This is a genomic window from Paraburkholderia sp. Cpub6, from assembly GCF_014201065.1.
Classification (GTDB): Bacteria; Pseudomonadota; Gammaproteobacteria; order Burkholderiales; family Burkholderiaceae; genus Paraburkholderia; species Paraburkholderia tuberum.
The window spans coordinates 101,821-117,447 of sequence record NZ_JACHDM010000012.1 but is presented as its reverse complement, the minus strand read 5'-3'; the positions used below and the strand labels follow the sequence as shown (position 1 = coordinate 117,447).

Below are 15,627 nucleotides of genomic sequence, written 5' to 3'. Positions count from 1 at the left end.
AATTTGCCGGTTAGATGCCGCGATAAACGGTCTTGGTCTGCAGATAAAATTCGAGCCCGTCGCGGCCCGATTCGCGGAAGGTGGCCGTGCTGGAACGCTTGAGTCCGCCGAACGGCGCGTTGACGAGATTGCCCGTCGTCGTGCGGTTGATCTTCACGGTGCCCGCTTCGATGTCGTTGGCGAAGCGGTGCATCAGCTTCGGGTCGCGTGTAACGAGCGCGGCGGCGAGGCCGTATTCGCTGTCGTTCGCAACCGCGATGGCGTCGTCGTAATCGTCGACGTCGATCACCGCGATCACCGGCCCGAAGATTTCTTCGCGTGCGATGCGCGCATCGCGCGGCACGTCGGTGAAGATCGTCGGCGTGACGAAATAGCCGTGCGCGAAATCGCCGTCGCTCAGTTGCTCGCCCCCGCACACGAGCGTCGCTTCACGCTTGCCGGTTTCGATGTAGTCGAGCACCGTGCGCAATTGCCCCGCAGTCGCAAGCGGGCCGATGTCGATGTCCGGCTGCATGCCGCTGCCGACCTTCAACGCGGCGGTCTTTGCAGCCAGCCGCTCGACGAACGCTGCGCGAATCTCACGTACCACCAGCACGCGGCTCGTGCCGGTGCATGCCTGGCCTGTTAGCGAGAAGCCGCCTTTGATCGTTAGATCGACGGCGAGATCGATGTCGCCCGCATCGAGCACAATCAGCGGGTTCTTGCCGCCCAACTCCATCTGCGTGCGCGTCGAGAGCGACGCGGCTCGGTGAATCTGTTCGCCCGCCGAGGTAGAACCGGTGAACGAAACGGCCCGCACTTCACGCGCGCCGATCAGCACGGGCCCGACCGCGCTCGCGCTGCCCGTGACGAAATTGAGCACGCCCTTCGGAATGCCCGCTTCGACGAACGCTTCGGCAAGGCGCAAGCCGCTCAACGGCGCATCCGATGCGGGCTTGAACACCACCGTGTTGCCACAGATCAGCGCGGGCGCGATCTTGCGCGCGGGGATCGACACCGGGAAGTTCCACGGCGAAATCACGGTCACCACACCGAGCGGCTCGCGCACGGTGTAGACCATCGACGCGGCGTCGTCGCTCGGGAATGTTTCGCCGCCATACGACTGCGCTTCGATCGCGTAGTAGCGCAGCGTCTGCGCCGCGCGCATGAACTCGTCCTTCGCGAGCGCTTTCTGCTTGCCCTCCTCGCGCGTCAGTTCTTCGCCGAAACGCGCAGCGTTCTGCTCCAGATACGCGGCGGCGTCGAGCAGGATCTTCGCGCGCGCGCCTGGCGTCTGGCGCTTCCACGCACCGAACGCTACCGCTGCGGCGCGCACAGCCGCGTGCGCATCGTCTTGCGACGAAGCCTGAAAGCGGCCGACCACGTCGCGCGTATCGGCCGGGTTAAGGTTGTCGAAGGTGGCGCCGGTGAGGCTCGCACACCATTCGCCGTCGATGTAGTTCTGAAACGTCGGTACGTTTGTCATGTCTGCAACGGCCCTGCAAAAGTGATCTGGTTTGCCCGTGACGGGCCGACGCGCGGCGGAATCAAAAAAAACGCGCGCCGGCCGCGCATCGGCCCTGGATCGGCCCTGGAAAGGCGCGGCTTGCTTTAAGCCGCGAGGCCCAGTTCGGGCAGCGGGATCTCTTTTTCGACGTAGTCGTAATAGAGCGCCGTGGTGTACAGCAGACGCATCTGCGCGCCCACTTCGCAGATCTTCAGGCAACGCTGTTGCAGCTCCGGCGTGTTCGCGTGTTCGAGCACGATCTGATAGCCGCGCTCGCCGTGGATCTCGTCGGACACGATGTGCAGGTCGAAGAACTCGACTTCCTCATCCGTGAACTTATAGAGATCGCGCAGCGTCGGCGTCTGCTTGCGGTAAATGGACGGCACCTGCGACTCCAGCCCGACCACCAGCGCCGCGACCGCCACCACCGGGTCTTCGCGCATCGCCACCGAATAGCACCAGCCTTGCAAACCGCGCGTGGTCGGCGACATGTTGTCGGGATCGACCACGCGTTCACGCGTCGTGCCGCACGCTTCGGCGAAGCGGATCAGCAGGTCCGTGTGACGGTCGCCGCCGATTTCCTCTTCGTACATGTTCGCGAGCAGGAAGTCTTTCGCCTCGGTCATGTGATCCGGCGTGCGCGCGTACAGATAGCCGAGGTAGTCGGCGAACGGCCCGACGTAGTGGTAGTGGTTCTCGGCCCAGCGCGCGAGATGCGCGCGCGTCAGCTTGCCGCTCGCCCACGCGATGCTGAACGGCGCCTTGTTCGCGCTCTTTCCCTTGATCGCTTCTTCAAGTGCCGCGCGGAAAGTTTCGCGGTCCATCAGTTCTGCCATGTCCGACTCCTTCTTGGGGTGAATTGCCCGTCAACCGTGACGGAGATCAACTCAGTACACTGTATACAAGAATAACGGAAAAGCCAACTCCGCAAAGATCCTGGTGTGCGGCTAGAACGAATGACGCAAACCGATGCCCGCCGCCGACTGCGTATTGCTGCTCGACGCCGAGATGAACTGCGAGACCTGCGCAACATGCGCATCGCCGAGCGCGCGTTGCAGCGTCGCGAACGCGTAAAGCTGCGTGCGCTTGGACAGCGAGTAATTCAACACCGCGTTGTACTGGATGTAGCGCGGGTCGGCGTCGTTCGCGTCGACGGAACCTTCCGTGTACGTGACGCCCAGACCCGCCGACAGTGCCGGCGTGAAGTAAAACATGTTGTTGATTTCATAGTTCATGAAATTGACGTCTTGCCCTTCGAAGCCCTGCTTGTACTCGACATGCGTGACGTCGGCGCTGATCTTGGCCTTGCCGATCTTGTACGACGCGCCGCCGCCCACCGTGAGGAACGAATGCGCGGCGAGCGCATATTCGCCTACCGCCGAATTGGTGTCCTTCCAGAACGTACCCGGCGACAGTTCGCCCGGCTGGCGCGCGTACGTCATGCCGAAGCCGGCATAGAGCGGTCCGTTCTCGTAGCTGCCGCCCAGACTCCACATGCTCCGGCTGCCGAAGCTGCCCGCCTGGCCGCCGAAGCTGTACATCGCGCTGCCGGTGAAGCCGCCGAAGCTGTTGGCATAGCGCACCGCGTTGTTCACGCGCACGCCGCGGTTGGTCAAGTCCATGTCGCCGGGGTGCTCCAGGTAGACCGACCAGTCCGCCGCGGTGAGTGGCGCGACGTAATCGACCATCGACTCGTACTGGCGGCCGAGCGTGATGCGGCCCCAGCGGTCGTTTTCGAGGCCCACGTAGGCTTGGCGGCCGAACATCAGGCCACCCTGACCGAGCGAGCCGTCCGTCACGTCGAAGCCGTTTTCAAGCCGGAAAATCGCGCGCGAGCCGCCGCCCAAATCTTCCGAGCCCAGAAAGCCGACGCGGCTGCCGCGCGTCGAGCCGCTCGCCATCGCGTACGAGCGGCCACCGTCCTGATTGCTCGTGTAGATCACCGCTGCGTCGATCAGGCCGTACAGCGTGACGCTGCTTTGCGCGTGCGCCGTGACCGAAAGGCATGCAAGGCCTGCCGCGCTCCAGAAAGTCTTGTTCATCCAGGGGTTCCTTGATTTTTTCATTGAAAGACCTGCCGCTCCGGGGACGGTGCTCTCGTGACCCTCTCCTACCGCACCGTTCGTTTTTGTATTCTGTATACTGTAATGACGAAAACAAATGAACAATAAAAATTTCGAGGTTTATTGCTCCGCTTCGTTGATGTTGGATCAACGCGAAGTGCCCGTCGAGGTGATTGCTTGACCCGCAGCGGCGGAATGCGCGGGCGCGTCGGTCGCGGCTGCATCGGCTGCATCGGCTTCGACGGCGTCGAGCGCGATGCCATTGGTCTCCGGCAACATCAGCGCGGCGAGCACCGCGAAGCAATAGCCGACGCCAGCCACGAGCGGAATCGCGAGCGTCAGCGTGAAATGGCCGTTCGCGAGCCAGCCCGCCGCGAACGGGAACACCGAGCCGATCACGCGTCCCACGTTGTACGCGACGCCATAGCCGGTCGCGCGGATGGCGTTCGGATAGGTCTCGGCGATGGTCGCGGCCACGCCGGAAAACGTCCCCTGCATCAGCACGCCGAGCAGAAAGCCGATCAGCAGCATGACCGGCGTCGGCGCGTCGATCAGCATGTACGCGATGCTCATCGCGAACGCGCCCGCCGCAAACAGGATGTACGTGGGGCGTCGTCCGAAGCGGTCCGTGGCCCATGCGCCCAGTGCGTAACCGGCCAGCGAGCCGCCGATCGTCACGGCGAGCCACACGCCGGTGCCCGTCACTGAAAGGCCGCGCTCCGACTTGAGCCACATCGGCATCCACGTCGCGATCGCGTAGTAGGAGCCGAGCATGCCGCCCGACAACAGGCTGCACCACAACGTGCGCGCGGCGAGCCGGCCGCTGAACACCGCGCGCAACGCCTCGCCCGCGCTGGTGTTGCGGCGCGCAGCGAGCGTGCGGTGGAACGATTCCGGCTCGAGCAGATTGCGCCGCAGCCACACCACCAGCAGCGCGGGCAGAATGCCGACGAACAGACACACGCGCCACGCCCACTCCGGCGGCAGCCAGTTGAACAGCACGCTATACGCGAGCGCGGCGCCGGCCCAGCCGAACGAATAGCTGCTCGCCGTGAAGCCCGAGAATTTCCCGCGATGCGCGGGATTGCGGATCATCTCCGTGACCAGCACCATGCACAGCGACGACTCGCCGCCGAACCCGAGCCCCTGCACCGCGCGCAGTACCGCGAGCTGGGTCGGCGAATTCGCGAACCCGCACGCGAAGCACGACAGCGCGAACAGCGCGATGGTCCAGCGCAGGATTCGTACGCGGCCGTATCGGTCGGCGAGCAGACCGGCGCCGATCGCGCCGACCAGCGACGCGACCAAGGTCCACGTGACGATGCTGCCCGCCGTCGCCTTGCTCATGTGCCAGGTCTGCATCAGAACGGGGATGAGGAACGAATAGATCATGAAGTCGTAGACGTCCACCGCGTGACCGACGAACGCGCCGGCAAACGCCTTCTTTTCGTTTTTTGACAGTGAGGTGAACCAGGACATGAGCGTGGGCTCCGTGTGCGATCGAGTGAGTCGGGTTCGGCGCGCGGCATCAGCGCTTAACGGGTTTGTTCACAGTGCACCGGGCGGTGCGTATGCGGCGTAGCCTTCGGCTTCGAGCAGGCTTGCCACCTGAATCGAGCGTAGGTCGTGATACAGCGGCGCGACGATCTGCACGCCCACCGGCAAGCCGTTCGCGGTGCGTCCCGCTGGCGCGACCGTCGACGGCAAACCGCACAGACCCGAGTGCCCGGCCCAGAACAACTGAGTGGTGAGCGGCTGCGGCTCGCCGTTCACATCGAGCGTGCGCTGCCACGGCGCGCCCTCTTCGTTGAGCGTGAACGCTGCCGTCGCCGCTACCGGACATAGCAACACATCGACGCGCGTGAAAAGCACGCGCCACGCCGCCGCATATTTCTCGCGCAGCGGCTGCAATTTCAGCCAGTCGCGATGACGCATCGCCGCGCCCGTGTATTGCAGCGACGCGTAGGTCGTGTCGGCGGGAATAGCGGCGTCCGCGGCGGCGAGCGCGCTCGCGAAGGCTTCGTCGCCGAGATAGCCGCACGTCGATGCGCGCAGCAGCAGCGTGTACGTGCGCAGCAACTCCGCGGCGTCTAGTTGCGGACGCGCATTCCACAGCACTTGCGCGCCGCGCCGCTCCAGCGCGCGGCCAAGCTCGACGATGCAGCGCTCGACTTCGGCATCCACCGGCGCTACCGGATGGTTGCTCAATACGCCGAAGCGGATCTGATCGAGATTCTTCGTATCGCAGCGCGGCAGCTCGAAACGCACCGCGCACGCGGCATCGGGCGGCGGGCCCATGATCGCTTCGAGCACGAGCGCGAGATCGTTCGCGCTGCGTGCAAGCGGTCCGGCAACGTTGATGTCGGGACACGCGACGCCGCCCGGCAAGCCATGTCCGTCGAGCGACACGAGGCCGTGCGTGCTCTTGTGCGAGTAGATGCCGCAATAGTGCGCGGGGTTGCGGATCGACGAGCCGATGTCGGAGCCCACATCGAAAAACGCCAAGCCGGTACTCACCGCCGCCGCGCTGCCGCCCGACGAACCGCCCGGCGTGCGCGCGAGATCATGCGGATTGCGCGTGGTGCCGTAGATGTCGTTGTAGCTTTGCCAGTCGCGCAGCCATAACGGCACGTTGGTCTTGCCGAGCAGCACTGCGCCGGCATCGCTCAGACGCTGCACGACGGCGGCATCGCGCGCGGCGATGTTGTCGCGGAACGCGGGATCGCCCACGGTGGTCGGCCAGCCGGCGACGTCGAAGGACTCCTTGATCGTGAACGGCACGCCGTGCAACGGACCGCGCGGGTGGCCCGTCGCGAGTTCTTCGTCGCGCCGCCTCGCGATGGCGTGCGCGCGCTCGAAGTCGCTTAGCACGAGGGCGTTGACCCGCGGGTTAGCCTCGCGCCAAGCCGCTTCGCACGCGGCAACGAGCTCCCGGGAACTGACTTCGTGGCGGCGCAGCGCGGCCGCTGCGCGCGCAGCCGACGCATAGCGCCAGGCTTCAGCGGCCTGTCCCGTTCCGACGCGGGCGACGTTCTCTGCGAGATCTGACATCGGCGTTCACTTTTCAGTATTTTGTATACCGTCTCAGGACAAATTTGCGTTGTCAAGTGCTCGCGGATGGGCGCTGCGGCACGCTGACATGCAGCTGCCGCCGGAAACGGCTTCGGTGCGGCCGCGCGAGGCGGTCAGGCCGCGTGGCATCTACTGGCGCTTCGCGCGCCATGCAGTCTTTGCGGCGCGGGGTCGGGCGGGGTTGGAGGCCAATGATTACGGGTACCTTCCGTCTTGATCAACGGGAGGAGCGTCCATCACAAATAAACGACGCGTATGTACTATGCCGCGCTATTGGGCGGGTTCCGACGGAGCTTGCCATGCGGGGATCAGTGGGATGAGATCCACGTCGGCGATTGAGTCCGCGTCAGCTTAACGGCAGCGGACGGGGCGGTTGAATGCCCGCTTGTTGGTGCTCAACCGACACCTCAATGTCCGGAACTCGGTGGGGCGAACGTCCCTTCATGGCCGACCTCTGCCCGACGGCGGTCGGCCCTTCGCGACCCGTTGCTGACGGTCGTTTTCCGCGAGCCAATGTCTGCTCTCGATCGCGAGGCGGTCGCTCATCGTAATGCATCGCCAACAGTCGTGCTCGACGAGACTTCAGCTGTCTCCGGTTCGCCCTTAGCAACGACTCGGGCTGCCCACGAATCAGGCATCGAAGGCATTGACCGGGCCAACGAAATCCAACTTCTTGAGATCGACGCCATTCGTGCGCATAATCGCGTAAGCCATGGCTACGTGGAAGTAGATGTTCGGGATCACGATCTGCAGCAAATAGTTTTCGCCAGTCAGCTTACCCGGCACCCAGGATACTTTTACGATCTGACTGGCGGCGTCAGCGTACCGGTCTACCGCCACGCTTTCAGCAAAGTCGATCGCCTTGCGGATGCGCGCACGTGCTTCATCAAGCGTCTGCTCATTGTCTTCATGCCGCGGCGGCTGCTGTCCTGAAAGCCAGGCGGCTCCGCCTTTCAGATAGTCGCAAGCGCTTTGTATCTGATAGAGCAGCCCGCCCATGTCGGGAGCGAGACGGGTCGACAACAGCACGGCAACATCGAACTTCTTTGCATTCGCGTGGCGCTCAGCCTTGTCGAGATAAGTCTCGATTGTCTTTACTGCTTGCACGCATTGCGCAATAGCCTCTGCATACATCGGATTCTCCAGGGAGATGTTTTTCGCCAACTCATGCTTTGATACGACCGTTTCAGCTTGTGCGTGGAAACTTCACATACAATACTGCGACCTTATCCCCACGTGAGCGAACGCGTTGGACCGACTAGAAGCCATGGAAATGCTGCTGACCGCCGTGGACAGAGGAAGCCTGTCGGCAGCAGCGCGCGAACTCAAGATTCCTGTCAGCACACTCACTCGTAAGGTCGCCGATCTTGAGGAGTTGCTCGGAACTCGGCTGCTGATACGAACCACGCGAAAACTCACATTGACCGACGCGGGCATGTCATACGTCGCGGCGGCACGGCGCATTCTCGACCTCGTGCGTGAACAGGAGCACGAGGCCACGGGCGAGTTCGCGACCGCGAAAGGCGAGTTGGTAGTGACTGCGCCCATGCAACTTGGCCGTCTGCATGTCTTGCCCGTCATCAATCAGTTCCTCGCGCAGTATCCGGACATCACCGTTCGGCTCCTTCTCTCCGATCGAAACATCGATCTCATTGATTCGCACGCCGACCTCGCCTTGCGGATCGGAGAACTTGCGGATAGCAGCATGATCGCCACGCGCATCGGCTCATTGCGCCCGATCGTCTGCGCGAGTCCCGCCTTCCTTGCCAACCATACGCCGCCGCGCGAACCCGACGATCTCGTGAAGTACTCGTGCGTCGTGTTCAATAGCCCGTATCTTTCGCCCTGGCGCTTCCGCCTTCCCGCGACGAGCAAGATCTATGTCCTCGGCGTGAAACCCCGGCTCGAGGTCACGACACCCGACGCTGCCGTCAGCGCCGCCGTGGACAACGCAGGCATCACCTACGTCTTCGAGCACGATGCCGATGAAGCGCTCCGTAACGGGCAGCTCGAGATACTCCTGCCACAGTTCGAGATCGAGCCCGTGCCGGTCCATCTGGTTCATGTGTCCAGAAATCTGATGGCCATCAAACTGCGGCATTTCATCGACTTCGCGGCACCCAAACTTAGGCAATCGCTCTCCCGATTCGGCAAGCAGAAGCGGCACTAGCGATCTCTCGATTCCCTTCGTTCACGACTCGTCGCTCTCGTCACCGAGTACCCGATCATTCCGGTTCTCGATAACGCCCCGCGTCGCCTTCGTTGCACCCGGACCGGCAGCGAACCGCACGTCCCGGTATGTCAGCGCCTGCCCGCCCGTCGCGCGTACTTCGACGGCCTCCACGGGACTCCCGCTTGCATGCTCCACCAAGGTGATCGGCGGCTTTCCATTTGGCCTTAGCCACTTGTCTCCCCATTGCATGAGCGCGACCAGCACCGGGTATAAATCCGCCCCTTTCGAGGTCAAACGGTAACCAAACGTGTTCGCGCGTTCCGCGACCGGGAAACGTTCAAGGATATCCAGTTCGATCAAACGTTCCAGCCGGGCCGTGAGGACATTGCGGGCGATACCGAGCCCGCTCTGAAATTCGTCGAAGCGCCTGCTGCCTTGCGTACACTCGCGAACGATCAGCAGCGTCCACCACTCGCCCACCTCGTCAAGGGCGCGAGCAATCGAACAGTCCATTCCATCGAAGCGTTTTCTATACATGATGGAGCATATCCTAGCGCAAGTTTCGTCACGCAACTTAACCGGATTGTGGGGAACAGCTTCCCGGTTTCGCCCAGTAGTGTGACGCAACGGCGTTGCCTATAGTTGCGTCACGAAACTTAGCCGGCAGTCGTTCACGGAGAAGCCTCCCAGGAACGCGGCCAGATTCTGGACTACGCGGCTTTCTTCATACGAGAGAGCAAAGATTGATCATCTGACGGGCGAGTTGGGCCACAACCCTATGTTGTATAGCCTGCTCCCATAATTAGGAATGCGATGAATACTGAAATTGATCCGGCCGAGACGAGCGTTACGACTCCCGCCAACCCGGCGCCCTCCAACCCGCTTCGATGGGTCGGCAAAGGTGTCGCAGCCGCGGTGATCGTCGCGATCGCGGCCACGGCAGCTCACATGCACTGGTCGAGTGCAGCGCCCGTTGCCGCACCGCCGCCTCCGTCGGTTGCTGTCAGCGCACCGTTGCAGCGTGATATCGAAGGGCGGCTCGGCTTTCTCGGCCAGTTCTCGGCCGTCAATCGAGTCGACTTGCGCGCGCAGGTCGGCGGCACGCTCGTGCAGATCAATTTCAAGGACGGCGACATCGTGCATAAAGGCGACGTCCTGTTCGAGATCGATCCTGAGCCGTATCAGATCAAGCTGAGCCAGGCGACGGCCGGACTCGAATCCGCGAATGCGCGGCTGGCGCTCGCCACGCGCGAGCTTGCCCGCGCGCAGGAACTGCAGCGTTCTGAGGCGGGCACGGTCGAGAACGTCGATCAGAAAGTCGCTGAACAACGTGCCGCTCAAGCGGCTGTCGACAACGCCAATGCACTCGTTCGCGACGCCCGGTTCGACCTGGATCGCTGCAAGATCACGGCACCGTTTACCGGGCGCATCGGCACACACCTCGTCTCGACGGGCAATCTGGTATCCGGCAGCCGCGCCGGCAGCGGCCCCACGACGCTGCTCGCGACCATCGTTTCGCTGGACCCGATCTACCTGGATTTCGACATTAGCGAAAACGACTACGCCGCCTTCCAGCGTTCTCGTGGAAACCAGAAAGGACCACTCGCAGACGCAGTGAAGATTTCGCCGACAGGCGACAGCGACTATGCGCGCACCGGCACCCTCAACTTTATCGACAACACGCTCGATCGTTCGAGCGGAACGATTCATGCCCGCGCAACGATTCCCAATAGCGACCTGTCGTTGACACCCGGTGGCTTCGCACGCCTGCGGCTGGCGACGACTGCACCGCAACCGGCATTGCTCGTCCCCGATGCCGCCGTACTCCAGGATCAAACGGACCACATGGTCTACGTCGTCGGAGACGATAACGTGGCCTCGCCCCGAAAAGTCGAGATCGGCGACCTTCGAGGTGGCCTGCGCGTCATCCGATCCGGACTTGCCGCGACCGACCGGGTCGTAATCGACGGCATTCCTTCTGTTCGTCCCGGCGCGAAGATTTCTCCCCGCGCGGGAGCGATTCAGTTCTCGGCGGAGCACGGTGGCCAAGGAGCCGAATCATGAAACTGACTCACTTCTTTATCGAGCACCCGCGCTTTGCGGCGGTGCTCAACATATTCGCGGTGTTGATCGGTCTGGCAACCATGGTGAAGCTGCCCGTCGCTCAATATCCGAACATCGTTCCCACGACCATTCAGATCACGACTTCGTACCCCGGTGCATCGGCCGACACGATTGCACGCACGGTCGCCACGCCGCTCGAGCAGTCCGTCAATGGCGTCGAGAACATGGATTACATTTCGAGCCAGTCGACCAGCAACGGTCAGTTGACGATCACGGTGATCTTCAAGGTCGGAACCGATCCGAATACCGCGCTTTTGCTGACACGTAGCCGCGTCGAAGACACGCTGTCGCGCCTGCCTGCCGAAGTGCAGTTGCAGGGCGTCCAGGTGAAAAAGACTATCCAGGCGCTGCTGCTCGGCGTTCACGTGTATTCACCCGACGGCTCGCGCAGCCCTGAATACTTGTCGAATTACATGCTCAAGGTCCGCGATCAGATCGCGCGTCTGCCGGGCGTGTCGGACTTTCAGTTGTTCGGCGAACGGCAGTACGCGATGCGCATCTGGATCGATCCGGACAAGGCAGCCTCGTACAACATCAGCGCGAATGAAATACTGGCAGCGCTTCGCGCGCAGAACGCCGCCGTCTCGGCAGGTGTGCTCAACCAGCCGCCTGTATCGAACAATGGCACAGGTGCCTATCAGATCAATATCGACGCGCTTGGCCGTCTGACGACACCCGAACAGTTTGGCGACGTCGTCGTCAAGTCCGATACGCAGGGACGTCTGACGCGCATTCGCGATATCGGCCGTGTGGAGCTCGGCTCGGTGGACTACGGCTCCAAAGCTTACGCTGACAGGTATGCCGCCACGCCGTGGTTCGTCATTGCCACGCCCGATGCAAACGTGGTGCAGGTCGAGCACGACGTGTGGGCCAAAATGGCCGAGCTGAAGAAGAGCTTCCCGCCCGGCGTCGACTACATCAAGATCTACGACCCGACTACCTTCGTATCCCAATCGATCGAAGAGGTCGCGAAAACCATCGGCATTGCGATTCTGCTGGTGGTTGGTGTGGTGTATCTGTTCCTGCAGAACTGGCGCGCCACGATCATCCCGGTTGTCGCGATTCCGGTGTCTCTGGTCGGTACGTTCGCGATCCTTTCGCTGTTCGGCGCGTCCATCAATAACCTTTCGTTGTTCGGACTCGTTCTGGCCGTCGGGATTGTCGTGGACGATGCGATCGTCGTGGTCGAGAACGTCGAACGGAACATGGCGCTCGGCATGTCGCCGAAAGAAGCCGCTCATCGAACGATGAACGAGGTTTCGACGGCCATTATCGCCATCGCCCTCACATTGTGTGCGGTGTTCGGCCCCACTGCGCTGATGTCCGGCATCTCGGGGCTGTTCTTCAAGCAGTTCGCGATTACGATCGCCGCGTCCACCGTCATCTCGTGCTTCGTCTCGCTTACGCTGAGCCCGGCTCTGTGTGCGGTGCTTCTCAAGCCGCACGAGATGGAAAAGTCCCGCGGCGGATCGACCGCGATGGGGCGCCTCCATCACGCGATTTTCGGCCGGTTCAATGCGTCGTTCGAATGGCTGTCGTCGCGCTACGGAAGGATGACGGGCCGCGCCGTGCGTGCGACCACCGTGATGCTGATCGTCTACGTGGGCCTGATTGGGGCAACTGCGTTGCAGATGTCGAGAATGCCGACCGGCTTCATTCCGGAACAGGACATCGGCTATCAGGCGGTAATTGCGTTCCTTCCTCCGGGCGCCAGTCTCGAACGCACCGACAAGGTGATTCGCGAAATCAACGACATCGTGCTCGATACGCCCGGACTCAAGGGCGTAACACACACGTCGCCTGTGTCGGGCCTCGACGTCACGACGGGCACGATTGCGCCCAACGTCGGCACGCTTTTCTACGGGCTGCCTTCGCTGTATGGCAAGCATGTCCCCGGCGTCAATGCGGCGTCGATGCTGGTCGAACTCCGCAAGCGTGTCGCGGGTGTCAAGGATGCGGTGGTCATCGTGATCAATCCGCCGCCCGTGCAAGGGCTGGGCGCGGCAGGCGGCTTCAAGCTGATGCTGGAAGACCGTGGCGGACTCGGCCCGCAAGCGCTCGCCGACGCGTCACGTGCGCTCGTGGCTGCAGCCAACAAGGACAAGGTATTCGGTGGTGTCTTCACGCTTTACAACGCGGGCGCGCCATCAGTCTATGCGGACATTGACCGCCTGAAGGCGGAAAAGATCGGGCTCACGCCCACCGATGTGTTCTCCACGATGGATCTATACCTTGGCTCGCAGTACGTGAACGACTTCAACTTCATGGGCCGCACGTACCAGGTACGCGTTCAGGGCGATGAAGCATTCCGCCGGACACCCGAAGACATCGGACGGCTCAAGGTGCGCAACTCGACTGGCGATATGGTGCCGATCAGCAGCGTAGCGACGTTCAAAAACACGACCCAGCCGTATCGCGTGCCGCGCTACAACATGTATCCCGCAGCGGAAATCATGGGTGCAGCCGGTCCCGGATATTCGTCGGGCGACGCCATCCAGCACATGGAACAGCTCGCAGCGCAGGTGCTTCCGAACGGCATCACATACGAATGGACCGATCTCGCTCACCAGCAGAAAGAGCAGACCATGTCGCCGCTCGTGATCTTTGCTGCCTCGGCACTGTTCGTGTTCCTCGTGCTTGCTGCGCAGTATGAAAGCTGGAAGACGCCTCTCGCGATCGTGCTGATCGTGCCGATGTGTCTGCTCGCCGCAGCGATCGGTCTGAACGTGCGCGGCATGCCGATCGACATTCTTGCGCAGATCGGCTTCGTGGTGCTCGTCGGACTGGCCGCGAAGAACGCCATTCTCATCGTCGAGTTCGCCAGACAGCGCCAGGAGGAAGACGGTGTCGACGCGGAGGACGCCGCCACCCATGCGGCACATGTGCGGTTGCGTCCTATCCTGATGACGTCGTTTGCGTTTATCGCGGGCGTGGCACCGCTCGCCATTGCCAGCGGCGCCGGCTCGGAAATGCGGCAATCGCTCGGCACAACGGTGTTCTTCGGCATGCTCGGCGTGACGCTCTTCGGGCTCGCATTCACCCCTGCGTTTTACGCCTTCGTTCGCAAACTCGGCATCAAGAGCGCGCCTGTTTTGCGGAAACTCGGTAGTGGAGAAGTGGAATGAACGGCTTCGTATCCAGAACTTCGAAAGCGATCACCGGCAGTCTGATTGTCAGCGCAATGCTTGCGGGCTGTGCGGTCGGGCCCGACTACGTTGCGCCTCACACCGAGATGGCGCCGTTTCACAACGCGAAGGTCGTCGCCGACCGGCAAACGACGTTGCCCGCCCCGAACCTCGATAGCTGGTGGAAGGGCTTCAATGATCCCGAACTGGTCAAGGTGGTGCAACGGGCGCTGGATCAAAACCTGAGCCTCCAGGCTGCGATCGCACGCGTCGCGCAATCACGCGCCGCGGCTCAGGCGGCCGGCGCCCGCCTGCTTCCGACAGTCGATGCCAATGGGTCGTACACGGCATTACACCAGAGCACACAAAGTCCGCTTGGCACGATTGCGAGCGCGTTTCCCAACTACAGCCGCGACCAGAAGGAGTATGTCGCCGGTGCAACGGCAAGCTGGGAAATCGATCTGGCGGGCGGCCTGCGGCGCGCGCATGCGGCGGCCACCGACGAAGAGCAGGCCGCCGAGGCCTCTCAACTCGGCACGCGCGTGACGGTTGCCGCCGACGCAGCCGACGCTTACCTGCAAATCAGAGCGCTGCAGGCGCAACTGGCCGTCACCCAGGACCAGGTCGATACCGATGCGCGTCTGCTCGAACTCGTGAAAGCGCGTAAACAGGCGGGCGCATCGGATGAACGCGAGGTGGCGCAGGCTGAAGCCCTGTTGCTTCAGGCACGTGCCACCGTTCCGAGCTTGCGCGTGTCGCTCGAAGCGCAATTGAACCGGCTCGATGTGCTGATGGGCGCCCAGCCGGGGACCTTTGCGGCAGAACTCGGCACGAACGCGGGTGTGATTCCGGACGTGCCCGCCATCGGCAGCGCGGATCAACCCGTCGACGTGCTGCGGCGGCGCCCGGACATCATCGCTGCCGAACGCCACCTGGCGGCTTCCAACGAAGCGATCGGCGCAGCAATTGCCGATTACTACCCGAAGATTTCGCTCTCGGGCGCCCTGGGATTCGACAGCATTTCAGCCAGTCACTTTCTTAGCGCGAAGTCGTTCCAGCCAATCGGCACGGGTGCGCTGCAGTGGCGTCTGTTCGATTTCGGCAAGGTGGACGCCGAGGTCAAGAATGCGCGCGGCGCTTATGCGGAAGCGTTGGCGGAGTATCGGGAGGCCGCCCTCAAGGCAACCGAAGACGTCGAAGACGCGTTGATGACGCTTTCGCAAACAGAGATTCGCGCGCAGGAAATTGAACAGGAAGTCGCCGCGTTGACGAAGGCGCGCGATCTGTCGGAGAAAGCGTATCGCGCGGGTTCGATCACGCTCACCGATGTGCTCGACGCCGACCGGCAACTGCTCGATGCGCGCGACGATCTCGATGCGACGAAGGCAGACGCTGCCCGCGCCGCGGTGAGAACGTTCCGCTCGCTCGGTGGCGGATGGGACGCCTCGCATCAGCACCTCGCGCAGACGAAGTGACCCGGCGCACGACTTAACCGGTTTATGGGGAACAGCTTCCTGCTTTCGGCTCGTAGTGCGATGCAGTCGGTTTCCCTATAGTTTCATCACGAGACTTAATTCGTAATCT

11 protein-coding genes are annotated in these 15,627 nt (G+C 62.6%); 4 read left to right on the top strand and 7 right to left on the bottom strand.

All coding sequences use genetic code 11. The features are described 5' to 3' along the window. Nucleotides 1-10: 10 nt before the first annotated feature. From HDG33_RS20875 to HDG33_RS20850, 6 genes are all read right to left on the bottom strand, one after another. Entirely contained in the window at nucleotides 11-1,465 is a 1,455-nt protein-coding gene (locus HDG33_RS20875; protein WP_184032783.1) for an aldehyde dehydrogenase family protein, read from the bottom strand. A gap of 125 nt (nucleotides 1,466-1,590) precedes the next feature. Continuing rightward, nucleotides 1,591-2,322 (bottom strand): TenA family transcriptional regulator, encoded by a 732-nt coding sequence (locus HDG33_RS20870; RefSeq protein ID WP_116124107.1) that lies wholly within the window; start codon nucleotides 2,320-2,322, stop codon nucleotides 1,591-1,593. 111 nt (nucleotides 2,323-2,433) lie between these two features. Further along, complete coding sequence (locus tag HDG33_RS20865; RefSeq protein ID WP_184032781.1) at nucleotides 2,434-3,528, bottom strand: porin; 1,095 nt, start codon at nucleotides 3,526-3,528, stop codon at nucleotides 2,434-2,436. Nucleotides 3,529-3,696: 168 nt separating this feature from the next. After that, entirely contained in the window at nucleotides 3,697-5,028 is a 1,332-nt protein-coding gene (locus tag HDG33_RS20860) for an MFS transporter (protein WP_184032777.1), read from the bottom strand. Between the two features lie 69 nt (nucleotides 5,029-5,097). After that, nucleotides 5,098-6,600: an amidase gene (locus tag HDG33_RS20855; RefSeq protein ID WP_184032775.1), complete on the bottom strand. Its 1,503-nt coding sequence runs from the start codon at nucleotides 6,598-6,600 to the stop codon at nucleotides 5,098-5,100. Between the two features lie 651 nt (nucleotides 6,601-7,251). Further along, nucleotides 7,252-7,785: a DUF1993 family protein gene (locus HDG33_RS20850; RefSeq protein WP_260330534.1), complete on the bottom strand. Its 534-nt coding sequence runs from the start codon at nucleotides 7,783-7,785 to the stop codon at nucleotides 7,252-7,254. A 103-nt stretch (nucleotides 7,786-7,888) separates the two neighbouring features. Here HDG33_RS20850 and HDG33_RS20845 point away from each other — a divergent pair, with 103 nt between their 5' ends. After that, a complete protein-coding gene (locus HDG33_RS20845; protein ID WP_260330533.1) occupies nucleotides 7,889-8,791 on the top strand; it encodes a LysR family transcriptional regulator in 903 nt (300 codons plus the stop codon). 21 nt (nucleotides 8,792-8,812) lie between these two features. Here the strand turns inward: HDG33_RS20845 and HDG33_RS20840 are convergent, their stop codons facing one another. Further along, nucleotides 8,813-9,331, bottom strand: a complete 519-nt coding sequence (locus HDG33_RS20840; RefSeq protein ID WP_184032769.1) for a helix-turn-helix domain-containing protein — start codon at nucleotides 9,329-9,331, stop codon at nucleotides 8,813-8,815. A gap of 378 nt (nucleotides 9,332-9,709) precedes the next feature. Between HDG33_RS20840 and HDG33_RS20835 the strand changes: the two genes are divergently transcribed. Genes HDG33_RS20835 through HDG33_RS20825 form a run of 3 tightly spaced genes read left to right on the top strand, consistent with a single transcriptional unit; the run spans nucleotide 9,710 to nucleotide 15,518 of the window. Then, nucleotides 9,710-10,858, top strand: a complete 1,149-nt coding sequence (locus HDG33_RS20835) for an efflux RND transporter periplasmic adaptor subunit (RefSeq protein WP_311548364.1) — start codon at nucleotides 9,710-9,712, stop codon at nucleotides 10,856-10,858. After that, nucleotides 10,855-14,043, top strand: a complete 3,189-nt coding sequence (locus HDG33_RS20830) for an efflux RND transporter permease subunit (protein WP_184032765.1) — start codon at nucleotides 10,855-10,857, stop codon at nucleotides 14,041-14,043. Before HDG33_RS20835 ends, HDG33_RS20830 begins: the two co-directional genes overlap by 4 nt. Beyond that, on the top strand, nucleotides 14,040-15,518 hold the full coding sequence (locus HDG33_RS20825) for an efflux transporter outer membrane subunit (protein WP_184032763.1): 1,479 nt from the start codon (nucleotides 14,040-14,042) through the stop codon (nucleotides 15,516-15,518). Before HDG33_RS20830 ends, HDG33_RS20825 begins: the two co-directional genes overlap by 4 nt. Nucleotides 15,519-15,627 lie beyond the last annotated feature (109 nt).